We start from the raw sequence: 21018 nt of genomic DNA, 5'->3' as shown, positions 1-21018 counted from the left end.
CAGGCGGGTGCAGAATCGGATCACACCCCCACCGGGAGGCGCCCATGGCCACTCCTGCCAAGCCCGGACGGCGTGCCAGGGCCGTCGCCGGATCCGCGAAGGCGGCCGCCGGCTCGGCGCTCTATCTCGACGACCGCCTGCCGTTCGCCCGGTGGTTCCGGCCGCAGCTGCGCAAGCTGTTCCCCAGTCATTGGTCGTTCCTGCTGGGCGAGCTGGCGCTTTACGCGTTCGTGCTGCTGGTGCTCACGGGGACGTTCCTGACGCTGTTCTACAAGCCCAACCCGGACGTGGCCTTCTCCTCCGTGACGGAGATCAGCCTGGAGGTGCGCGGGGGGCTGCTGATGCGGCAGGTGCACCACTGGTCGGCGACGGTGTTCGTGCTGGCGATAGTGGCCCACATGTGCCGGGTGTTCTTCACCGGCGCCTTCAGGAGGCCGCGGGAGCTGACGTGGATGCTCGGCGTGGTGCTGTTCGCGCTGGCGCTGTTCGAGTCGTTCCTCGGGGTGTCGCTGCCCGCCGACCAGCTCGCCATGACCGGGTTGCGGCAGGCGCAGGGGGTGCTGCTGTCGGTTCCGCTGGTCGGGACGTACCTGTCGGCGTTCGTGTTCGACGGGGGGTTCCCCGGGCAGGTGATCCCGCGCCTCTTCGTCCTGCACGTGCTGCTGGTGCCGGGCATCCTGCTGGCGGTGGTGCCGCTGCACGCGCTGATCCTCACCTGGCGGCAGAAGCACACCGAGCGCCGTGCCACCGCCGTCGGCGAGCGGCAGGTCACCGGCGGGCCGTTCTTTCCCTATTTCGCGGTCAAGAACGGTGCCACGGCGCTCTTCACGATCGGGGCAATCGCCGCGCTGGCCACGTTCGTACGGGTCAACCCGGTATGGGAGCACGGGGCCTACGCACAGGGCGGCGGTCCGCCTTCTGCGCAGCCCTTCTGGTACTACGGGGTGCTGGACGGCGCGCAGCGGCTGGTCCCGGCGTGGGAGATCCCGGTCGGCGGCTACGTGCTGCAGCCCGGGTTGTGGATACCGCCGCTGATCCTGCTGGTGTTCTTCGGCGTCCTGCTCCTCTATCCGTTCCTGGAGCGGCGCTTCACCGGGGACGGCGACCATCACGAGCTGCTGGACCGGCCCTCGCAGGCTCCGGTGCGCACGGCGCTGGGCGTGGCGGTCATCACGTTCTTCACGGTGTTGTGGGCGGGCACGTGGGTCTCGCAGAGCCCGCCCGCGATGCACTCGGCCGGCGGGTTCCCGGTGCCGGGGGCCGCTCCGGCGGCGCTGCTGACGGTTCCGCCCGGCACGTACGAAGGGGTGGTGCTGGGGTTGCGGGTGGCCGTGTTCGTGCTGCCGGTGGTGGCCTTCCTCGTCACCCGGGCGATCTGCCGGCGGCGAGGGGTGACTTCCTGACGCAGGCCCGTCCCGGCTCAGGCGAGCGGGTTGCCCTCGGGTGGCGTGCCCGGCACGCCGTCGCGCGGCGGCAGCCAGAGCACGAACGTCGCCCCCTCCCCGAGCCTGGAGAACACCGCCACCCGGCCCCCGTGCGACTCCACGATCTGGCGCACGATGGCCAGGCCCAGGCCCGTGTGGCGGTCGCGGCGGCTGGCCTCGCCGCGCCAGAACCGGTCGAACACCCGATCCTGGTCACCCTCCTCCAGCCCCGGCCCGTCGTCGCGGACCGCCACCCACAGCCAGCCCGCCGACCGGCCGGCCACGACCCGGACGGTGCGGCCGGGCGGTGACAGGCGTACGGCGTTGGAGAGCAGGTTGGCCACGGCGCGGCGAACGGCGTCGGCGTCGCCGGTCATCTCCAGGCCGGGCCGCAGGTCGCGGACGATCGTGACATGGCGGGCGGCGGCCGGGGCGGCGTACTCCTCGCACGCCTCCCCCGCCACCCGGGCCAGGTCCAGGTCGGCGTCGGCGAACGCGGTGCCCTGGCGCCTGGCGCTGGCCAGCAGGTCCTCGACGAGCCTGGTCATGCGGGTGGTGGCGCGGTCCACGACGGCCACGGCCCTGATCCGTTCGGCCTCGCTGGCGTCGGGCGAGGCGAGCACGGCGTCCACGTTCGCCCGGATGATCGTCAGCGGGCTGCGCAGCTCGTGCGAGGCGTCGTCGATGAGCTGGCGCTGCGCGCTGAAGGCCTGCTCCAGCCGGTCCAGCATGGTGTCGATGGTGTCGGCCAGGTCCTTCAGCTCGTCGCGCGAGCCGCCCAGCCTGATGCGCCGGGTGAGGTCGGTGGCCTGGATCTCCTCCGTCGTACGGGTGATCGACCGGACCGGCCGCAGCACCCGGCCCGCCAGCACCCAGCCGATGCCCAGGCTGGCGACGTAGAGGCCGGCCAGGGTGACCAGTGAATAGTCGCGCAGCGTGGCCATCGTCCTGACGTTGATGGCGTTCTCGACCTCCTCGACGAAGACCACCTCCTGCTTGCCCAGGTACTGGTCACCGCGGTAGGTCTTGGCGTACTCGGTGGTGTACGGGCGCTGGTCGGTGGTCTTGGAGACGGCGAAATAGATGCCCCCGAGCACCAGCGCGGCCAGCACGAACAGCAGGCCCGAGTAGAGGACGGTGAGCCGGAAGCGGATGGTGTGGATCATGCCGGCTCCCTCAGCCGGTAGCCGCGGCTGATCACGGTCTCGATCAGGCCGTCCTCCTGGAGCTTGCGGCGCAGGTTGCCGACCGTGACGCGCACGGTGTTGGTGAACGGGTCGGCGTGCTCGTCCCAGACGTGCTCCAGCAGTTCCTCGGTGGAGACGACGTGGCCCGGCCTGGTCATGAGGTAGTGCAGCACCCCGTACTCCTTCGGGGTCAGCGCCAGCGCCCTGCCGTCCAGCGACACCTCCAGCCGGGCCGTGTCGATCCGCAGCCCGCCCACCTCCAGCACGGAGGTGCCCCCGCCGGCCTCCCTGCGCAGCAGTGCCCGCACCCTGGCCAGCAGCTCGGGGAACGCGAACGGCTTGACGAGGTAGTCGTCGGCCCCCTCGTCGAGCCCGCGTACGCGGTCGTCCAGCCGGTCGCGGGCGGTCACCATGATGATCCGCACCCCCTGACCCGCCGCGCGTACGGCCCGGCAGAGCTGGAAGCCGTCGCCGCCCGGCAGGTTCAGGTCGAGCAGCACCAGGTCGTACGTGTTGACCTGTAACTTCTCGTGCGCGGTGGGCGCGTCGTACGCGACGTCGACCGCGTATCCCGCCCGGACCAGGCCGACCCGTAACGCGTCGACCAGGTCCTCCTCATCCTCCACTACCAGCAGTCGCATGCTCAGGACCCTAGTTTCGGATGATGCGTTCCGCGATGGGCGCGGCGCGGTCGATCGGGATGGCGAAGCCGATGCCGATGTTGCCGCCGCCCCGGCCGGCCGCGATGGCGGTGTTCACCCCGACGACCTCGCCCCGGGCGTTGACCAGCGGGCCGCCCGAGTTGCCGGGGTTGATGGACGCGTCCGTCTGCACGGCGGTCCGCCAGTAGCCGCCCAGCCGTACCTCCCGGTCGGTGGCGCTGACGATGCCGGCGGTGACCGTGCCCGTCAGGCCGAGCGGCGAGCCGATCGCGAGCACCTGGTCCCCCACGGACAGCTCCGAGGACCGGCCCAGCGTGGCGGGCGTCAGGTCCCCGGAGTGGTCCACCTCCAGCACGGCCAGGTCCTCGCCGTCGTCCTCGCCGATCACCCGGGCGTTCAGCCGGCGGCCGTCGTTCAGCACCACGGTCACCTCCTGCTCGCCCCTGACCACGTGCGCGTTGGTCAGGATGTGGCCCTGACCGTCCAGCGCGAACCCCGACCCGCCCGCCCGGCCGGCCTGGATGGAGACCACGCTGGGCAGCACCCGGGCCGCCGTGGCGCTCATGCCGGTGAGGGAGGCGGACGGCGCGGGGGGCACCCTGGGCAGGGCGACGAAGGGGGCCGGGCCGGCCCCTTCGATGAGCCGGGCCCCCGCCACGCCCGCCCCCGCGCCGGTGACCGCCGCGACGAGCGCGGCGATCAGCAGCAGACGGCCCCTGGGCGGCGCCGCGGGGGTCTTCGGCGCGGGGGCGGGCGGGGCCTGGGGAGGCGTGCCTTGGAAGAGCGGAACTTGAAGGACGGCTCGGCGTGCCTCGGCCGGCTCCTGACGGGCCCCCAGCGGCAGCGTCAGGAACTCCGGCCCGCGCGGACTGCCGAGGCCCCTCACGGCAGCCTCGAGAACCACAGCATCGACGTCACCGCCGCGATCAGCGCGAAGATCAGCCCCGCCGCCACGAACCACTGCCATACCTCCTGGACCTCGGTCCGGTAGCCGACCGAGGTGCCGATGTCGTCGTAGACCGCCTGCAGCTCGTCGCCGGTGGCCGCCTCGTAGAAGCCGCCTCCGGCCCGCTCCGCCAGTTCGCGCAGCGCCGGGCCGTCCACCGGCACCGGCACCTCGCGGCCGGACAGGACGATGGTGCCGTCCGCCGTGCCGTACGCGATCGTGGTGACCGGGACGCCCCGGCCGGCGGCCTCGGCGGCGGCCTCGCTCACCGTGCGGCCGGTGGTGTTCGAGCCGTCGGACAGCAGCACGATGTGCGCGGGCGGCGCCTCCTCCGCCGAGTCCAGTGAGGCGATGGCCTCCAGCGAGGAGTAGACCGCCTCGCCGATGGCGGTGCCGGAGGCCGTGCTGAGCCGGTCGAGCGCGCCCAGCACCGCCTGCCGGTCCGTGGTGGGCGGCACGGCGAGCGAGGCCGCCGAGGAGAACGACACCAGGCCCAGATTGAACCTCTCCGGCAACCCCTGGACGAACTGCCTGGCCGCCTCCTGGGCCGCCGCGAACCGGTTGGGCGAGACGTCGGTGGCCCCCATGGACGCGGACACGTCGAACGCCACCATGATCGTCGCCCGTTCCCTGGGCACCCGCATCTCGGCCGTGGGCCTGGCGAACCCCACGACGAGCAGGGCGAACATGAACAGCAACGCCGCCGCGGGCACGTGCCTGCGCCACCCGGGCCGCCGCGGGGCGACCTTGTCGAGCAGGTCGAGGTTGGTGAACCTGACGGCGTACGAGCTGCGGCGCCGCCCCATGAGCACGTACGCGACGGCCAGCAGCGCCACGGGGACGAGCAGCAGCAGCCAGCCTGGCGAGATCAGGCTCACGCCACGTCACCTCCTCCCCCGGTCGGCCGGTCGTAGGCGGGGCTCGTGGCCAGCCGGGCCAGGCGGCGCTGCCGCATGACGTACCGGACCAGGTCGCGCACCCAGTCCCGGTCCGTACGCAGCCGCAGGTGGGCCGCCCCGGCCCGGCGCAGGCTCCGCTCGATGGCCGCGCGCTGGCCGGCCGCCGCCTCCGCGTACCTGCGGCGCAGCCGCGCGCTGCCCGTGGCGACCTCGCGCCGCCGGCCCGTCTCGGGGTCGACCAGCGTGAGGAGCCCCACGTCGGGCAGGGTCAGCTCGCGCGGGTCGAGCACCTCCACGGCCAGCACCTGGTGCCTGGCGGTCAGCCGCCGCAGCGGTTGCTCCCAGGTCTCCGGCTCGTCGAGGAAGTCCGAGAGCACGACGACCAGGCCGCGGCGCCGGACGACCCGGCCCAGCTGCTCGGCGGCCGTCCCGAGCAGCGGCTCGGGAACCCCCGGCGGGGTCCTGGGCAGCGCGAACGCCGCCTGCAGCAGCGCCATCAGATGCGGCCGGCCCGTCCTGGCGGGCAGCGTCCTGACGCCGCCGCCGTGCAGCAGGTGGGTGCCGACCCGGTTACCAGTGCGCTGGGTGAGGAAGCCGACCGCCGCCAGCGCGGCCAGGGCCAGCTCCCGCTTCTCCATCGCCACGGTGCCGAAGTCCATGCTGGCGGTCGCGTCGAGCAGGGCCCAGATCTCCAGTTCCCGGTCGGCGACCAGGTCGCGCACATGGGGCTCGTTGGTACGGGCGGTGACGTTCCAGTCCATCCGCCGCACGTCGTCCCCCGGCTGGTACGGCCGGGACTCCGCCGGTTCGCTGCCGGGACCTGGAACCAGGCCGAGGTGTTCGCCCTGGAGCAGTCCATCCAGCCTCCTGGTGATCGTCAGCTCCAGCCTGCGCAGCGCCGGCTCGGCCATCAGGTACGGCTTCATGCCACGTCCTGCTGAGGAGCGATGACCGGCAGCGGCACGGCTGCCAGCACCCGGTCCACGAACTGCCTGGGCTGCACCCCGTCGGCCAGCGCGTCGAACGAGAGCACCAGCCGGTGCGCCATCACGTCGTGGGCCAGGTCCCGTACGTCCTCGGGCAGCACATAGTCGCGCCCCCGCATGAGCGCCAGCGCCCGGCCGGCGGCCAGCAGGCCGAGTGTGGCCCTGGGACTGGCGCCGAAGGCCAGCCAGCGCCGCAGGTCCGCCACCCCGTAGCGGTCGGGGTCTCGGGTGGCGTAGACGAGGCGGACGGCGTACTCGGCGACGGCGTGGTGCACGAACACCCGCTCGGCCCGCCGCTGCAGCGCGACGATCCGGGCGGGGTCGAGGACGGGCTGCGCCACCGGCGGGTCCACGCTCATCCGGTAGACGATCGCCAGCTCCTCCGACTCGCTGGGATAGTCCACGTCGATCTTCATCAGGAAGCGGTCGCGCTGCGCCTCGGGCAGGTGGTAGACGCCCTCGGACTCGATCGGGTTCTGCGTGGCCAGCACCAGGAACGGCGAGGGCACGTCGTGGGTGACGCCGCCGATGCTGACCTGCCGCTCGGCCATGATCTCCAGCAGGGCGGACTGCACCTTGGCGGGCGCCCGGTTGATCTCGTCGGCGAGCAGCAGGTTGGCCATGACCGGGCCGAGCTCGATGTCGAACGTCTCCGTCGACGGCCGGTAGATCCGGGTGCCGACGATGTCGGACGGCACCAGGTCCGGCGTGAACTGGATGCGCGCGAACGTGCCGCCCACGACCTTGGCCATGGTCTCGGCGGCCAGCGTCTTGGCGATGCCCGGCACGCCTTCGAGCAGGCAGTGACCCTTGGCCAGGACCGCGACGAGCAGCCGCTCGACCATGTGGTCCTGGCCCACGATCACCCGTTTGACCTCGAACAGCGCCCGTTCGAGCAGATCCGGGTCGGTCATGGCTGCGCGGCCTTGTACGGGCAGTCGTCCACGACCACTCGCAGCTCCAGCGCGGTCGGCTCGGTGGCCGGCCCGGGATCGGCGAACGCGGCGCTACCGGTCATGAGCGCGGCGCCGGCGGCCAGCAGGACCAGCGCCAAACGTGGTGTGCGCATGGGATTCCCCTCGTAAGAGCCTCGTATCGGCTTGGGGGTATGTCATCAAGCCACCGCGAAAAGCCGCGTAACCCCGCCCTTTACACGATTTTTCGGTTTTCGGAGTTACATCTCCGGCATGACGCCTATCCAGCGCTATCTCGCAGAAGAGGTGGCCCTCGACCACGTCGACGGCCTGATCCCGCGTCGCGAGGCGCTGCGCCGGCTCGCCCTGCTGGGCCTGGGCCTGCCCGCGGCCACCGCGCTCCTCGCCGCCTGCGGCGCGCCCCCGGAGCCGGCCGCCCCGGCGACCCCCTCCTCCGCCACCCCTCCCCCTGCCACCACTCCCCCGGCCACGACGGCGAGCCCGGCCGGGCCGGCGCCGCTGCCGACCGAGGCGATCACCTTCCCCGGCCCCGAGGGCTCCACGCTGCAGGCCGCCTGGGCCGCCGCCACCGACCCCAAGGGCGCGGTCCTGGTGATCCACGAGAACCGCGGCCTCACCGACCACATCCGCTCGGTCGCCGGCCGGCTGGCCGCCAGTGGGTACTCGGCCCTGGCGATCGACCTGCTGTCCCGGGAGGGCGGGACCGCCTCGTTCACCGACACCGCCCAGGCCACCGCCAGGCTCGGGGAGATCGCGCCCGAGCGGTTCGTGGCCGACATGAAGGCGGCGCTGGGCGAGTTGGCCGGCCGCGCAGAAGGGGCGAAGCTCGGCGCGATGGGCTTCTGCTTCGGCGGCGGCATGACGTGGCTGCTGCTGTCGTCGTCCGAGCCCCGGCTGGCCGCCGCCGTGCCCTTCTACGGGCCGCTGCCGGACGACGCCGACATGACCGGCACCAAGGCCGCCGTGCTGGGGGTCTACGCGGAGCAGGACGATCGGGTGAACGCCACCAGGGACGCCGCGGAGGCCGCCCTGCGGCGGGCCGGGCTGACGCACGAGGTGGTGACGTTCCCGGGGGTGGGGCACGCGTTCTTCAACGACACCGGCCAGCGGTACGACGCGGAGGCGGCGGCGCAGGCGTACCAGCGGGTCCTGGACTGGTTCGGCCGCCACCTGGCCTGACCCGCACGGTGCCGGGGACGGTGTGCAACGGCAGGACGGCCACCCCCCGGCGGGAGGGTGGCCGTCCGTGGTGGTGGGTCAGCCGATCAGATACCTCATGATCTTCCTGACCGTCGCGTTCCGCTCGTTGTCGCCGGCCAGTTGCTCCAGCCCGAAGCCCAGCAGCACCGTGTCCTTGGTGGTCACGGCCGCCGTCTTGTCGGCCTGCGCGCGGGTGTAGTCACCCGCGCCCGTCGGGCTGCCCGGCGGCGGTCCGGGGATCTCCCACGGGCCGAGGCCGCTCTCGAAGCCCTCGGCGTCGAGGGTGCCGGCCGTGGTGGTGATCCTGGTGTCGTCGACGAACGCGCCGACGCCACCGGTGCTCGGGTCGGTCACGTAGCTGATCGACACCTCCACCCGCTGGCCCGCGTACGCGGACAGGTCGAAGGCGACCTGTCGCCACCCGCCCGAGTTCTCCGTGAACCGGTTCCAGGACCCGGTGGTCCCGGTCGGCTGGCACGGGTTGCCCGGCGTCAGGTAGTGCTCCAGGAACGGGTGCTCGTCGAGGTAGAACCCGGCCTCGCACTCCGTCGGGACCCCGGTGTCGGTGCCGCCGTTCAGGTCGGGCAGCGTGGTCCAGTTGTCCTGGCCTACCGTGTGCGCCTCGACGATGACGTTGTCGTAGCCGGGCTCGGTGTCGAAGGACAGCTGGAACGCCAGCCGCGGCTGCTGCGCCGCCGTCACGGAGCTCAGGTCGACGGTCCTGGTCAGCCGCATGTAGGAGTCGTCGGCGTGCGCGCCCCTGACGTACCAGTCGCCCTCGGCGGGGTCGAACGGGCCGCCCGCGCCGAGCTGGTAGTCGGCCGCGGGCGTGCCGGTGAACAGCGGGAAGTCCGTGCCCATGGGCTGCAGTACGCCCGCCTCGTCCACCGGGTTGTCCACCGTCGCCGGCCCGCCGAACGTGCCGCTCACCCCGGCCAGCCGGCCGGTCCCGGTGAAGCCGCTCGGGTTCTCGCGAGCGATGCGGCCGCCGACGCCCATGTAGTACTGGGTGAAGTCGTCGGCCAGCAGCAGACACTCGTCGAACAGGCCCTGGATGGTGGTGACCACGCAGTCGCCGTCGGGGTTGCCGTCGATGCCGTAGTAGATGCCGCCGACGATCGTGTCGAGGATGCCGTAGTACGCGGCGGTCTCGCCGGTGTAGAGGAGTTTGCCGCCTTCGTTGAGGAAGTCGCGGATGGCGACGGTCAGGTCCTGCTGCCACCGTTTGACGTCCGCGTCGGGCAGGTTGCCGAGCGGGGTCACGGTGACCAGGTCCTGCTGGTCCATGGACAGCCGGTTGTCGCCCAGCTCCCAGACCACGCCCTTGAAGTGCGACAGCACGCCGAGGCGGTGCGGCACGCCCTGCGCGTCCACGTCCCACGTCTCGGAGGCGTAGCCCGCGGCCTGCAGGGCCTGCTTGTACGTGGCGGCGTACTTGGGCGTCGTCACCGAGGGCGGGTAGTCCGGGTTGAAGCCGGTGTAGTCCTCGTTCGCCACCACCAGGACCTTGGCCTTGGAGTCCCTGGCCAGGGTGTAGGTGAAGGGCGTGCTGGAGACGACGCCGGCGCCCTTCTTGACGCCCTGGAACCAGACCTCGACCCGGTCGCCCGGTTTCGCGCCGCTGACGGTGGCGCGGTATTCGGCGAAGTACAGGTCGTTCTCGTCGCCGTAGCGCTCGCCGCCCTGCCATTCCGACAGCGACCGCGTCTGCGTCCGGCCGCCGTTGATGCGGAAGCGCATCACCTTGTCGCTCAGCGACCGGCGCGCGACGACGGCCACCGGCTGCGGGTCGCCGTAGGACACCCGGAAGGAGTCCGGCGCGAAGTCGGGCACCGTCCGCCCGACCACGGAGACCGGCTTGTCCGGCGAGTGCACGCTCTTGGCCGCGGCCACCGCCAGCGGGACGTTCATCGCGAACTCGCCCTGGATCAGCTCCTCGTCGTCGGGGAACGTGAATCCCTGGCCGCCCGCGCAGTCCTCCAGCGTCCACTCGTCGGCCGGGTCCCGCTCGACCGCCGTCTCGCAGGTGGACATCTCCGGCGTGATGGACATGATGCCGCGCCGGTTGGTCATGTGCCCGTCGAGCTCGCCGTTGGTGGTGTAGAGCTCGGCGCCGATGTCCGGGTCGTACACCGGTACGGCGGAGTGGGCGTCGTCGCCCAGCATGGCCTCGAAGATCAGGTCGTCGGGCGACGGGGTGGCCTGCTGCCAGCCGATCCCGTACAGCAGCAACATGGCGGCGGAGTGGTAGTTGATCAGGTAGGTGAACCGCACCCGCTTGGCCAGGTTGTCGATCGCCACGGACTCCGGCTCGGACTGCGGCGACCTGCCGCGGTAGGTCTGGCTGGAGAGCAGGCTCGACGAGCCCTCGTCGTCGTAGCCCCACTTGTAGCCGAGGTTGCGGTTGAGGTCGACGCCGTCGTTGCTGGTGAGCTGTCCGTCACCGTCGTTGTCGCGCAGGTTCTTGCGCCACAGGCGGTTGTCAGGGGTGAAGGTGTGGTCATAGCCGTCGGGGTTGGCCACCGGGACGAACCACAACTCGGTGGTGTTCACGAGCTGGGTCAGCTCGGCGTTGGTCCCGTATCCGTCCAGGAAGTGGTGCAGCAGCCGCCGCACCATCTCGGGTGTGATCCATTCGCGGGCGTGCTGGGCCGCCATGTAGAGCATGGCCGGGCGCTTGCCGTCGGCGAGCTTACGGGCGTCCCTGGTCACCTTGATCGCGGTGATCGGCGTGCCGTTGAGGGTGTCGCCCAGGTTGACGACCTTGGCGATGCCGGGCCTGGCGTCCGCCGCGGCGACGATCTCCTCGCGGATGCCTCCGGCGCCCGCGTAGCGCTTGAACACCCCGTCGCCCTTCTGCGCCTGCCGGGCGGCGGCGGCGGACTGGGCCCGCAGGGTGATGCCCTGCTTGGAGAGCGTGTCGGCCAGCGCGGAGGCGAGGATCACCTCGATGGCGACCTTGCCGTCGGCGCGTTTGACGATCCGCATCTCCTCGCGATCCACACCGGCCGCGACGAGCTTGCCGAGCTGGTCCGCGGTCAGCTCGCCCGTGTAGACGAAAACCCCGTCCGGGCCCGCCGCGGGCTTCGGCACCGCCGAGGCCGGGGGGATCGTGAACGAACCCAGTAACAGGAGTGTGCCGGCGAACATGATTAACGCGCGCTTCATCGCGCCTCCGAGAAATCAGCCCCCGATTGGCCGCTAGGGATGCCCGCAATGTCGGTGGACGCGGGGAAATTGTCAATCAGGACGGCCACATCCGGTCAAAGCTCGGACGACCTCATCCGGCCGGGGCTCGGCAGCGAAGAATCCGGCGAAACGCCGGTGGCATGGGCCTGCGTGGACCGCGGTGCACGCGTGAACCACGGACTCGGTGACGCGTGCGCGCGTCACGGCGGCGCGGCGGTGAAGCGGAGGAGCGTCCCCCTGGAAGGCGCTCAGCCCGCTAGGGCGGTTGGAGCCCCGTTGGCTCCGCCGTAAAAGTTGGTCCTGGAAAGGGGAACGGGCCGCCCGCCGGAACAACGGCGAACGGCCCGTACGTGGAACTAGTCGTTGAGGTGCTGGCGCAGGTAGGCGTCGACGCCCTCGATGGAGATGCGCTCCTGGGCCATCGAGTCGCGCTCCCTGATCGTCACCGCCTGGTCCTCAAGCGTGTCGAAGTCGACCGTGATGCAGAACGGCGTGCCGATCTCGTCCTGGCGGCGGTAGCGGCGGCCGATCGCGCCCGCGTCGTCGAACTCCACGTTCCACCTGCGCCGCAGCTGCGCGGCCAGGTCGCGGGCCTTCGGCGACAGGTCGGTGTTGCGCGACAGCGGCAGCACCGCGGCCTTGACCGGCGCGAGCCGGTGGTCGAGCCGCATGACCGTGCGCTTCTCCATGACGCCCTTGGCGTTGGGCGCCTCGTCCTCGCTGTAGGCGTCCAGCAGGAACGTCAGCGTGGCCCGGTCGACACCCGCGGCGGGCTCGATGACGTAGGGGACGTAACGCTCCCCCGTGTCCTGCTCGAAGAAGCTGAGGTCGACGCCCGAGGCCTTGGAGTGGGCCGTGAGGTCGTAGTCGGTGCGGTTGGCGATGCCCTCCAGCTCACCCCACTCCGAGCCGGCGAAGTTGAAGCGGTATTCCACGTCGACCGTGCGGGTGGAGTAGTGGGACCGCTTTTCGGCCGGGTGCTCGTAGAGGCGCAGGTTGTCCTTGTTGATGCCAAGGTCGGAGTACCAGCGGAAGCGCTCGTCGATCCAGTATTGGTGCCATTCTTCGTCCGTGCCCGGCTTGACGAAGAACTCCATCTCCATCTGCTCGAACTCGCGGGTGCGGAAGATGAAGTTGCCCGGGGTGATCTCGTTGCGGAACGACTTGCCGATCTGGCCGATGCCGAACGGGATCTTCTTGCGGGCCGACTGCTGCACGTTGAGGTAGTTGATGAAGATGCCCTGCGCGGTCTCGGGCCGCAGGTAGGCCAGGCCGGACTCGTCCTCGACCGGGCCGAGGAAGGTCTTGAGCAGGCCGCTGAACTGCCGGGGCTCGGTGAACGTGCCCTTGTTGCCGCAGTTGGGGCAGGTGATGTCGGCCAGGCCGCCCTCGGGCTCCTTGCCGTTTTTCTCCTCGTAGGCCTCGATGAGGTGGTCTGCCCGGAAGCGCTTGTGGCAGGACAGGCATTCGGTCAGCGGGTCGGTGAAGGTCTCGACGTGGCCGCTGGCCCGCCACACCTCGGGCGCCAGGATCACGGAGGAGTCGAGGCCCACCACGTCGTCGCGTGACTGGACCATCGACAGCCACCACTGCCGCTTGACGTTGTTCTTCAGCTCGACACCCAGTGGACCGTAGTCCCACGACGCGCGCAGTCCGCCGTAGATCTCGCTCGACGGGTAAACCAGCCCGCGGCGTTTGGCGAGGCTGACAATGGTGTCCATGACGTCGTTGCGTCGTGCCATGTTGGTTGATTCTCTTTCCGGCTGGAGGTCGGCGAGTGTGATTGGTGAGCTCCCAGCTTAGGGGACGCGCGGCGGCCCTCGCGCGCCAGTATTCCTACGCCCCGTCCTGGGTGTAGACGTCCTCGAACGCACTGGGTTCGTTGACCATGAGGATCATCAACGGATACATCACCATCCGGGCGGCGGAGAGCGCCCTTCGGTAGAAACCGGCGCCCTCCCATTCGCTGACCAGCGCCCACAAATTGGGCTCGTCCACCGAACGGGCCAGCCTGCCGCGGCGGTAGCCCGGCTGGGCGGCGAGGGTGTCAAGAATGGTGTGGCCCTGCTTGACGAAATCTTGGGACTGGGACTCTGGGACGGTGTATCGGATGACGGCGAGCACGTGACCAGCCTAAAGGGGGAGCAGCGCCGCGACGGGCGTACCGGCCGGGTGAGCTCTGCCGCGATCGGGGTTCACCCGCCCGATCGTCACGCGAAACTCCCGTAGGCTCTACGTGTGGCCCCTGACAACAAGCGTCCGCTTCCCCAGGGAGAGCGGTTCTTCACACCCGGTGCGACCGGCCTGCGTAAGGCGGTCGAGCGGCGCAGCGCGGTCCCCATGACGTTCCTGTTCACGCAGGTGCCCCGGTGGGTGGCGCCCGTCGTGCTGGTGATCCTGTTGCTGGCCGGGTTCGCCGTGGCCAACTGGCTGGGTGGGGTGGCCGCGCTGCTGGTGCTCGCGTTCGTGGGGTGGCTGGCGTTCCTGTCGTGGCCGTCGCTGGGCATCGGCGGGAAGGCGATGCGGGTCGCCGTGCTGGTCTTTCTCGTGCTGCTGGTGGCGACCCGCTTCGGAGCCTGGTGAGCCCGACGCGGGTGCCGGCCTGGGTGAGGCCGTTACGGCAGCAGGGTGTAGTGCGGGAAGTTGCCCGGGAGGCGTTCGGCCTCGGGTCCTGAGGTGGCGGCGCGCACCAGGAGCTCGCCGCCGACGAACGCGCCGCGCCAGGACGCGCCGAGCCCGCCGAACAGCTCCTCGCGGTCACCGCGCGAACGCGGCTTGTTGTGGCCCACCTTGAACGCCCGCACCTCGGGGGCCAGCCGCCGGAAGGTCTCCTCCTCGTCGCAGGACAGGGTGGCGACCAGGGCGCCGTTACTGGCGTTCATCGCGGCCAGCAGCTCGGCCTCCGTGTCCACCAGGACAAAGGTGTCCACCGGGCCGAACGGCTCGGCGTGGAAGAGAGGCGAGGACCGGGGCGGGTTGAGCAGCGCCGTCGGAGCGAAGTACGCCGACGTATCCTGCCCCGGCAGGAAATGTCCGCCGGCAAGCGTCGCCCGGTGCACCGGCACGCCACCCCGCCCGATCGCCTCGTCCACCTGATCGGCCAGTTCCTTGGCCTTCGAGGCGTTGATCAGCGGCCCGAAGTCGAGCTCCGGCAGCGGGTCCTCCGCGTCCTCGACCGCCAGCGGGTGCCCGAAGCGCAACGAGCCGACCGCCGCCAGATAGGCGCGCAGGAACTCGTGGAACAACGACCGCTGCACCACGAACCGCGGATAGGCGGTGCAGCGCTGCTTGCCGTAGTCGAAGGAGGCGCGGATCTGCCTCGTGAGCAGGTCCCAGTCGCCGTACTCCCACACGCCCCAGCAGTTGAGCCCCTCCTGCTCCAGGACGTGCCGCCGGCCGAGGTCGGCCAGCGAGGTCGCCACCTGGCCACCCGCGTCCCGGCCGCCCACGAACGACACGCAGCCCAGGGACTTGCCCGCCACCAGCACCGGCGACAGGTCGGCCCCGCTCCCGCTGACCAGCGTGAACGGCAGGCCCTCCCGCACGGCGAGCGCGGTGGCGAGGGTCAGGCAGCACAAACCGCCGTCCGTGGGGGTCTTGGCGATCACCGCGTTGCCGGCCAGCGCCTGCACGAGCATGGCGTGCATGAGCACGCTCATCGGATAGTTCCAGCTCGCGATGTTGCTGACCGGACCGGACAGCGGCATGCGCCCGGCCATCATGCGGTCGATCTCGGTGAGGTACCAGCGCACCCCGTCCAGGCAGCGGTCCACGTCGGCGCAGGCGGTCTTCCAGGGCTTGCCGATCTCCCACACCAGCAGCAGGGCCAGCAGGTCGCGGTGCTCGGCCATGGACTCCACGGCCGCCGCGACCATCGCCTTGCGGTCGGCGAGCGGCAGGTAGCGCCACCGCCGGTGCTCCTCGACGGCCCCCGCCACCGCCCGCCCGGCGCCCGCCCTGTCGAGCTTGGGCAGGCCCGCGATGGCGGTCCCGTCCACGGGCGAGAAGCCGGGCACGGGACGCCCGTCGCGGTGCCAGATGCCGCCCCAGTGGTTCAGCACCCGGTCGTCGTGGAAGGCTTCGGGCGCCGCCGTACAACATCCGTTGTAGGCGTCCCGCCAGGCCGTACCCGGCTTGAGCTGCATGAGCGCTCCTCTCAGTCGGACCAGTCGGCAGTGATGAGCTCGGGCAGCGGCTCGAACTCCTTGATCGCCTCAAGCGACGGCCCCATGGCGGCGTTGGCCTCGCGCTCGACCATCACCTCCACGAGCACCGGCAGCCGCTCCCGCGCGGACTCGGCCGACGCCCAGGCCAGCGCGTCCGCGATGTCGCCGGGCAGCTCGACCCTGCGGGCCGGGCACCCGAACGCCTCCATCGCCTTGACATGGTCGATGCCGCCCTCCCCGTAGTGCAGGTCGACGGCGAAGTTCATGTCGTACGGGAGCTCGGCCTGCCGGATGAGACCCAGGTACTCGTTGTTGATCATGACGATGACGAACGGGATCCGGTACTGGGCCGCGACCGCGACCTCCTCCATGAGGAACTGGAAGGAGTAGTCGCCGACCACGGCCACCACCTGGCGTTCCGGGTGCGCGAGCTTGACGCCCATGGCCGCGGGAACCTCCCAGCCCAGCGGCCCGGCCTGCCCGCAGACCAGGTAACGGCGCGGCAGGTACGTCGTCTGGAACTGCCCCGACCAGATCTGGTAGAGCCCGATCGCGGTGACGAACGTCGTGTCCCTGCCGAAATACTCGTTGATCTCCTTGAACACCCTGGGCGGCTTGATCGGCACGTCGTCGAAGTCGTCGCGGCGGGCCATCGTGCGCCGCAGGTCGCCGACCCTGCGCACCCACTTGCCCGGGTCCTGCGGCCCGCCACGCCGGCGCGCCTCGGCCAGCAGGTCCGCCAGCACCGGCTGGGCGTGCCCGACGATCCCGAGGTCGGGCTGGAAGACCCGGCCGATCTGCATGGGCTCGATGTCCACGTGGACGAACTTGCGTCCCCTGCGGTAGACGTCGAGGTCGCCGGTGTGCCGGTCGCCGAACCGCGCGCCCACGGCCAGCACCAGGTCGCTCTCCAGGAACGCGGCGTTGCCCCACCGCGTCTGGGTCTGTATCCCGGCCATCCCGGCGAACAGCGGGTGGTCCTCGGGGAAGGCGCCCTTGCCCATGAGCGTCACCTGCACCGGCACCTGGAGGTGCTCGGCCAGCGCGCGCAGCTCGTCGGCGGCCTCGGCGATGATCACCCCGCCGCCGGCCAGGATGATCGGCCGCTTGGCCGCGGCCAGCAGGTCCACGGCCCTGTGCACGGCCGCGGGCAGCGGGCGCGGCACGTCCACCGGCAGCGGCGCGTCCACCTCCCGGTCGTACAGGCAGAGGCCGCGCTGGACGTCGATCGGCAGATCGATGAGGACCGGGCCGGGCCGTCCCGAGCGGGCGATCCTGAACGCCTCCCGGAACACCCAGGGCGCCTGTGCGGGCTCCTTGAGCTGCACCGCCCACTTGGTCACCGGCCGGGCGATCTCCACGATGTCGACCGCCTGGAACGCCTCCTGGTGCAGCTTGCTGGTGGCGGCCTGGCCGGTGATGCAGATCATCGGGATCGAGTCGGCCAGCGCGGTGTAGAGGCCGGTGATCATGTTCGTGCCGGCCGGGCCGGAGGTGCCGATGCAGACGCCCACGTTGCCCGTCACGCGGGCCCAGCCGTCGGCCGCGTGGGTGCCGCCCTCCTCGTGGCGTACCGTGATGTGCCTGATCGAGCTGTGCTGGAGCGCGGCGTAGAGCGGCAGGATGGCCGCGCCGGGAATGCCGAAGACGGTGTCCACCCCCTCCGACTCCAGCACCGAGACCACGGCCTCCATGCAGGGAACTGGTTTCATCCGTTCAGCCTTTCGACGACCTTGAGCAGGGCGGAGTGGTCGAGTGAGCCGTGGCCCTGGGCCTTGGCCGCGGCCACGAGCTGGGCGACCTGGCCGGTGAGCGGCAGGCTGACGCCGGCCTCACGGGCGGCCGCGACGGCGATTCCCATGTCCTTGTGGTGCAGGTCGATCCGGAATCCGGGGGCGAACTCCCTTTTGAGCATGGTGTGCCGTTTGATGTCGAGGATCCGGGAGCCCGCCAGGCCGCCCGCGAGCACGTCCAGCCCGGGGGCCGGGTCCACGCCGGAGGCCTCCAGCAGCACGATGGCCTCCGCCACCAGCCCGTAGATGCCGCCGACGACGAGCTGGTTGGCCGCCTTCACGGTCTGGCCGGCGCCGGCCGGGCCGACGTGCACGACGGTCTTGCCGAGCGTCTCCAGCACGGACCGGGCCGCCTCGAAGTCCTCCTGCTCGCCGCCGACCATGATCGAGAGCGTGGCGTCGATCGCGCCGCGCTCGCCGCCGCTGACGGGGGCGTCCAGCGCCCGTACGCCGGCGGCCGTCGCCTGCCTGGCGACCCTGCGGGAGGTCTCCGGCTTGATGGTGCTCATGTCGATGTAGAGCAGGTTGGGCCTGCCGTACTCGATGACCAGCGGCGCGGTCTCCTCGACCTGCGGCGAGTCGGGCAGCATGGAGATCACCACCTCGGCGCCGCCGACCGCCTCGACCACGCTCGACGCGCCCTTGCCGCCCAGGCCGACGAGCTGCTCGACCCGCTCGGTGCTCAGGTCGTAGCCGGTCACGGCGTGTCCGGCCTTGAGGAGGTTGGCCGCCATCGGGCTGCCCATGATCCCCAAGCCGACGAACCCGATGTTCATGATCGCCTCCAGTCGAACGCGCCCGGCCCCTCGTGCCGGTACTCCAGGCCGACGTGGCCGCGGTAGCCCGCCGCCGCCAGCCGGGTGAAGATCTCCTCGTACGGCATCCGCCCGCTGCCCGGCGCCCCGCGGCCGGGGTCGTCGGCGATCTGCACGTGGCCGAACCGGGCCGTGTGCCGGTCGATGAGGGTCAGGACGTCCTCCCCCATCCGGTGCAGGTGGTACAGGTCGGCCAGGAAGGCCACGTTCCCTCGGTCCACCTCGTCGATCAGGTCGAACGCCGCCTGAGACGACGTGATCGGATATTTCGGGTTCTCGTGGGAGTTGAGGGCCTCGACGACCACGGTCGCGCCGATGCCGGCCGCCGCGTCCGCCGCCCGCCGCAGGTTGGCCACGGCCAGCTCGCGGTCGGTGTCCGGCCCGTTGCCGTACAGGGCGTTCAGCACCTTGCAGCCCAGCTCGTCCGCCAGCCGCACGGCTACGTCGATGTTGGCCTGGAACCGGGCGGAGCCGTCGGGCCTGGCCAGCAGGCCGCGCTCGCCCGCGGCCATGTCGCCGGCGTCGAAGTTCAGGCCGACCAGACGCACCCCGGCGTCCTCGATCGCCTGCCGCAGCTCCGCGAGCCGTGCGCTCGCCGGCTCCGGCCCGTCGAACGGCCACCACAGCTCGACCGCGTCGAACCCGGCCTTGGCCGCCGCCGCCGGACGCTCCAGCAGGGGCAGGTCGGTGAAGAGAATGGACAGGTTGACATCGAACCTCGTGCTCATGGCCTCACTCCCGGAAGGGCGGCTCGGTCGCCTGGTCGCTCGGATCCCTCACGCGGCCCCCTGACGGGTGAGGGCCGACCGCATGAGGCGGGCCGTCTCCGACGGGGTGCGGCCGACCCGGACGCCGACCGCCTCCAGGGCCTCCTTCTTGGCCTGCGCGGTGCCGGACGAGCCGGACACGATCGCGCCCGCGTGCCCCATGGTCTTGCCCTCGGGCGCGGTGAACCCGGCCACGTACGCCACCACGGGCTTGGTGACGTGCTCGGCGATGTAGGCGGCGGCCCGCTCCTCGGCGTCGCCGCCGATCTCGCCGATCATGACGATGGCCTCCGTCGCCGGGTCCTCCTGGAACGCCTTGAGGCAGTCGATGTGGCTGGTCCCGACGACCGGGTCGCCGCCGATGCCCACGGCGGTGGAGAAGCCGATGTCGCGCAGCTCGTACATGAGCTGGTAGGTCAGCGTGCCCGACTTGGAGACCAGGCCGATGCGCCCGGCGGCGGTGATGTCGGCGGGGATGATCCCGGCCGAGGACTGGCCGGGGCTGATCAGCCCGGGGCAGTTCGGGCCGATGATCCGGGTCCGGCCGGCGGCCAGGGCGCGGAAGCGTACGGCGTCGTGCACGGGCACGCCCTCGGTGATGACCACGCACAGCGGCACCTCGGCGGCGACGGCCTCCTCCACCGCGCCGCCGGTGAACTTCGGCGGCACGAAGATGACCGACACGTCGGCGCCGGTCTCCGACACCGCCTCGGCCACCGAACCGAACACGGGCACCGTGCGGTCGCCGAAGTCCACGGAGCGCCCGCCCTTGCCCGGGGTCACCCCGGCCACGATGTCGGTGCCCGCGGCGAGCATGCGCGCCGTGTGCCTGGTGCCCTCAGCGCCGGTCATGCCCTGCACGAGCACCCGGCTGTCCTTGGTCAGAAAGATCGCCATCAAGCACCTACCGCGAGTCTGGCCGCCATCTCGGCGGCGCCGTCCATGGTGGAGACCTGCCGGACCGCCGGGTGGCGGGCGTCGCTGAGGATGCGCCGGCCCACTTCGGCGTTGTTGCCGTCCAGCCGTACGACGATGGGCGTGCCGTGGCCGCGCTCGCCGAGGAGCCCGAGGGCGGTGACGATGCCGTTGGCCACCGCGTCGCAGGCCGTGATGCCGCCGAAGACGTTTACCAGGACCGAGCGCACTTCGGGGTCGGCCAGGATGATCTCCAGCCCGTCGGCCATGACCTGGGCGGAGGCGCCGCCACCGATGTCCAGGAAGTTGGCGGGGGCGGCGCCCGCACCGGCCACCACGTCAAGAGTGCTCATCACCAGCCCGGCGCCGTTGCCGATCACACCGACCTGGCCGTCCAGCTTGACGTAGTTGAGGCCCTTGGCCTTGGCGCGGGCCTCCAGGCTGTCGGACTCCTCCGCGTAGTCCCAGGAGTGCCGGAACGCCGAGTTGTCGTCCAGGGTGACCTTGCCGTCGAGTGCCACGATGCGCTGGTCGGTGGTGCAGATCAGCGGGTTCACCTCGACCAGCACCGCGTCTTCCGCGACCAGCACCTTCCACAGCTTCTCCAGCACCTCGGCCGCCTGCTCGGGCAGGCCCGCCTTGGCGGCGAGCAGCCGGGCGGTGTCCTGGTCGACGCCCGTCACCGGGTCGATGGGCAGTCTCACCAGGGCGTCGGGGTTGTTGGCGGCCAGTTCCTCGATCTCCATGCCGCCCTGGCCCGACACCATCGCCAGGAATCCGCCCTCGGCCCGGTCGACCAGGAAAGCGGCGTAATACTCCTCGAACGGCACGGTCGCCGTCTCCACCAGCACGCGGTGGGCGACGTGCCCCTTGATGTCCATTCCGATGACCCGCTCGGCCTCCTGCTCGGCGGCCACCGGCCCCGCGGCCGTCCTGATGCCGCCCGCCTTGCCGCGTCCACCGGTCTTCACCTGGGCCTTGATGACTACGGGCGCGTTCAGGTCGGCCGCGGCAGCGCGGGCCTCGGCCGGGGTGGCCGCCACCCTGCCTGCGGGAACCGGGATGCCGTGACGCCCGAAGAGCTCCTTCGCCTGGTATTCGTACAGGTCCATTCGAGCCTCCTCTTTGTAGACG

Annotated in this window: 19 protein-coding genes; 3 read left to right on the top strand and 16 right to left on the bottom strand. The window is 71.3% G+C overall.

Going from position 1 to position 21018, the window contains the following annotated elements:
• Positions 1 to 44: 44 nt before the first annotated feature.
• Positions 45 to 1403 (top strand): cytochrome b, encoded by a 1359-nt coding sequence (locus BLS95_RS01065; protein ID WP_090928117.1) that lies wholly within the window; start codon positions 45 to 47, stop codon positions 1401 to 1403.
• A gap of 17 nt (positions 1404 to 1420) precedes the next feature.
• On the opposite strand, the gene BLS95_RS01060 is transcribed toward BLS95_RS01065, so the two are convergent.
• Genes BLS95_RS01060 through BLS95_RS55325 form a run of 7 tightly spaced genes read right to left on the bottom strand, consistent with a single transcriptional unit; the run spans position 1421 to position 7173 of the window.
• On the bottom strand, positions 1421 to 2590 hold the full coding sequence (locus BLS95_RS01060) for a HAMP domain-containing sensor histidine kinase (protein ID WP_090928115.1): 1170 nt from the start codon (positions 2588 to 2590) through the stop codon (positions 1421 to 1423).
• Positions 2587 to 3252 carry a response regulator transcription factor gene (locus BLS95_RS01055; RefSeq protein WP_090928113.1) on the bottom strand — a complete coding sequence of 222 codons (666 nt, stop codon included), beginning with the start codon at positions 3250 to 3252 and terminating at the stop codon, positions 2587 to 2589. The genes BLS95_RS01060 and BLS95_RS01055 overlap by 4 nt, the downstream gene beginning before the upstream one ends.
• A gap of 10 nt (positions 3253 to 3262) precedes the next feature.
• A complete protein-coding gene (locus tag BLS95_RS01050) occupies positions 3263 to 4177 on the bottom strand; it encodes a S1C family serine protease (protein WP_218135528.1) in 915 nt (304 codons plus the stop codon).
• Complete coding sequence (locus BLS95_RS01045) at positions 4156 to 5097, bottom strand: VWA domain-containing protein (protein WP_090928109.1); 942 nt, start codon at positions 5095 to 5097, stop codon at positions 4156 to 4158. The genes BLS95_RS01050 and BLS95_RS01045 overlap by 22 nt, the downstream gene beginning before the upstream one ends.
• A complete protein-coding gene (locus BLS95_RS01040) occupies positions 5094 to 6044 on the bottom strand; it encodes a DUF58 domain-containing protein (RefSeq protein ID WP_090928107.1) in 951 nt (316 codons plus the stop codon). The genes BLS95_RS01045 and BLS95_RS01040 overlap by 4 nt, the downstream gene beginning before the upstream one ends.
• Positions 6041 to 7018: an AAA family ATPase gene (locus BLS95_RS01035; protein WP_090928105.1), complete on the bottom strand. Its 978-nt coding sequence runs from the start codon at positions 7016 to 7018 to the stop codon at positions 6041 to 6043. Before BLS95_RS01035 ends, BLS95_RS01040 begins: the two co-directional genes overlap by 4 nt.
• Positions 7015 to 7173, bottom strand: coding sequence for a hypothetical protein (locus tag BLS95_RS55325; RefSeq protein ID WP_176992965.1), 159 nt, complete (start codon positions 7171 to 7173; stop codon positions 7015 to 7017). The genes BLS95_RS01035 and BLS95_RS55325 overlap by 4 nt, the downstream gene beginning before the upstream one ends.
• A gap of 118 nt (positions 7174 to 7291) precedes the next feature.
• Here BLS95_RS55325 and BLS95_RS01030 point away from each other — a divergent pair, with 118 nt between their 5' ends.
• Positions 7292 to 8218: a dienelactone hydrolase family protein gene (locus BLS95_RS01030; protein ID WP_090928103.1), complete on the top strand. Its 927-nt coding sequence runs from the start codon at positions 7292 to 7294 to the stop codon at positions 8216 to 8218.
• Between the two features lie 78 nt (positions 8219 to 8296).
• On the opposite strand, the gene BLS95_RS01025 is transcribed toward BLS95_RS01030, so the two are convergent.
• The 3 genes from BLS95_RS01025 to BLS95_RS01015 form a co-directional block, all read right to left on the bottom strand.
• The gene (locus BLS95_RS01025) at positions 8297 to 11407 is read right to left on the bottom strand and encodes a M14 family metallopeptidase (RefSeq protein WP_090928101.1); all 3111 of its coding nucleotides are present in this window, start codon (positions 11405 to 11407) and stop codon (positions 8297 to 8299) included.
• A 377-nt stretch (positions 11408 to 11784) separates the two neighbouring features.
• Positions 11785 to 13170 carry a glycine--tRNA ligase gene (locus BLS95_RS01020; protein ID WP_176992964.1) on the bottom strand — a complete coding sequence of 462 codons (1386 nt, stop codon included), beginning with the start codon at positions 13168 to 13170 and terminating at the stop codon, positions 11785 to 11787.
• A 94-nt stretch (positions 13171 to 13264) separates the two neighbouring features.
• Positions 13265 to 13552, bottom strand: a complete 288-nt coding sequence (locus BLS95_RS01015; RefSeq protein WP_090928099.1) for an antibiotic biosynthesis monooxygenase family protein — start codon at positions 13550 to 13552, stop codon at positions 13265 to 13267.
• A gap of 114 nt (positions 13553 to 13666) precedes the next feature.
• On the opposite strand from BLS95_RS01015, the gene BLS95_RS01010 reads away from it, so the two are divergent.
• A complete protein-coding gene (locus BLS95_RS01010) occupies positions 13667 to 14011 on the top strand; it encodes a DUF6703 family protein (RefSeq protein WP_090928097.1) in 345 nt (114 codons plus the stop codon).
• A 32-nt stretch (positions 14012 to 14043) separates the two neighbouring features.
• Here BLS95_RS01010 and BLS95_RS01005 read toward each other — a convergent pair whose 3' ends face one another.
• The 6 genes from BLS95_RS01005 to sucC are packed head-to-tail and all read right to left on the bottom strand — an operon-like array spanning position 14044 to position 20996.
• On the bottom strand, positions 14044 to 15573 hold the full coding sequence (locus BLS95_RS01005; RefSeq protein ID WP_090928095.1) for an aldehyde dehydrogenase family protein: 1530 nt from the start codon (positions 15571 to 15573) through the stop codon (positions 14044 to 14046).
• 11 nt (positions 15574 to 15584) lie between these two features.
• On the bottom strand, positions 15585 to 17306 hold the full coding sequence (gene gcl / locus BLS95_RS01000; RefSeq protein ID WP_090928092.1) for a glyoxylate carboligase: 1722 nt from the start codon (positions 17304 to 17306) through the stop codon (positions 15585 to 15587).
• Positions 17303 to 18163 carry a 2-hydroxy-3-oxopropionate reductase gene (locus BLS95_RS00995; RefSeq protein WP_090928090.1) on the bottom strand — a complete coding sequence of 287 codons (861 nt, stop codon included), beginning with the start codon at positions 18161 to 18163 and terminating at the stop codon, positions 17303 to 17305. Before BLS95_RS00995 ends, gcl begins: the two co-directional genes overlap by 4 nt.
• Positions 18160 to 18930 carry a hydroxypyruvate isomerase family protein gene (locus tag BLS95_RS00990; RefSeq protein WP_090928088.1) on the bottom strand — a complete coding sequence of 257 codons (771 nt, stop codon included), beginning with the start codon at positions 18928 to 18930 and terminating at the stop codon, positions 18160 to 18162. The genes BLS95_RS00995 and BLS95_RS00990 overlap by 4 nt, the downstream gene beginning before the upstream one ends.
• Positions 18931 to 18978: 48 nt before the next feature.
• Positions 18979 to 19866, bottom strand: a complete 888-nt coding sequence (sucD, locus tag BLS95_RS00985) for a succinate--CoA ligase subunit alpha (RefSeq protein ID WP_090928085.1) — start codon at positions 19864 to 19866, stop codon at positions 18979 to 18981.
• Positions 19866 to 20996 carry an ADP-forming succinate--CoA ligase subunit beta gene (sucC, locus tag BLS95_RS00980; protein WP_090928083.1) on the bottom strand — a complete coding sequence of 377 codons (1131 nt, stop codon included), beginning with the start codon at positions 20994 to 20996 and terminating at the stop codon, positions 19866 to 19868. Before sucC ends, sucD begins: the two co-directional genes overlap by 1 nt.
• Positions 20997 to 21018 lie beyond the last annotated feature (22 nt).

Source organism: Nonomuraea jiangxiensis, assembly GCF_900099965.1.
Lineage (GTDB): Bacteria > Actinomycetota > Actinomycetes > Streptosporangiales > Streptosporangiaceae > Nonomuraea > Nonomuraea jiangxiensis.
The sequence above is the reverse complement of the archived record's forward strand: the minus strand, read 5'-3'. Positions and strand labels throughout refer to the sequence as shown.

Coding starts and splice junctions, on each gene's coding strand:
- BLS95_RS01065 (WP_090928117.1), top strand. CDS start 45: ATGGCCACTCCTGCCAAGCCCGGACGGCGTGCCAGGGCCGTCGCCGGA.
- BLS95_RS01060 (WP_090928115.1), bottom strand. CDS start 2,590: ATGATCCACACCATCCGCTTCCGGCTCACCGTCCTCTACTCGGGCCTG.
- BLS95_RS01055 (WP_090928113.1), bottom strand. CDS start 3,252: ATGCGACTGCTGGTAGTGGAGGATGAGGAGGACCTGGTCGACGCGTTA.
- BLS95_RS01040 (WP_090928107.1), bottom strand. CDS start 6,044: ATGAAGCCGTACCTGATGGCCGAGCCGGCGCTGCGCAGGCTGGAGCTG.
- BLS95_RS01035 (WP_090928105.1), bottom strand. CDS start 7,018: ATGACCGACCCGGATCTGCTCGAACGGGCGCTGTTCGAGGTCAAACGG.
- BLS95_RS55325 (WP_176992965.1), bottom strand. CDS start 7,173: ATGCGCACACCACGTTTGGCGCTGGTCCTGCTGGCCGCCGGCGCCGCG.
- BLS95_RS01030 (WP_090928103.1), top strand. CDS start 7,292: ATGACGCCTATCCAGCGCTATCTCGCAGAAGAGGTGGCCCTCGACCAC.
- BLS95_RS01025 (WP_090928101.1), bottom strand. CDS start 11,407: ATGAAGCGCGCGTTAATCATGTTCGCCGGCACACTCCTGTTACTGGGT.
- BLS95_RS01020 (WP_176992964.1), bottom strand. CDS start 13,170: ATGGCACGACGCAACGACGTCATGGACACCATTGTCAGCCTCGCCAAA.
- BLS95_RS01005 (WP_090928095.1), bottom strand. CDS start 15,573: ATGCAGCTCAAGCCGGGTACGGCCTGGCGGGACGCCTACAACGGATGT.
- gcl (WP_090928092.1), bottom strand. CDS start 17,306: ATGAAACCAGTTCCCTGCATGGAGGCCGTGGTCTCGGTGCTGGAGTCG.
- BLS95_RS00995 (WP_090928090.1), bottom strand. CDS start 18,163: ATGAACATCGGGTTCGTCGGCTTGGGGATCATGGGCAGCCCGATGGCG.
- BLS95_RS00990 (WP_090928088.1), bottom strand. CDS start 18,930: ATGAGCACGAGGTTCGATGTCAACCTGTCCATTCTCTTCACCGACCTG.
- sucD (WP_090928085.1), bottom strand. CDS start 19,866: ATGGCGATCTTTCTGACCAAGGACAGCCGGGTGCTCGTGCAGGGCATG.
- sucC (WP_090928083.1), bottom strand. CDS start 20,996: ATGGACCTGTACGAATACCAGGCGAAGGAGCTCTTCGGGCGTCACGGC.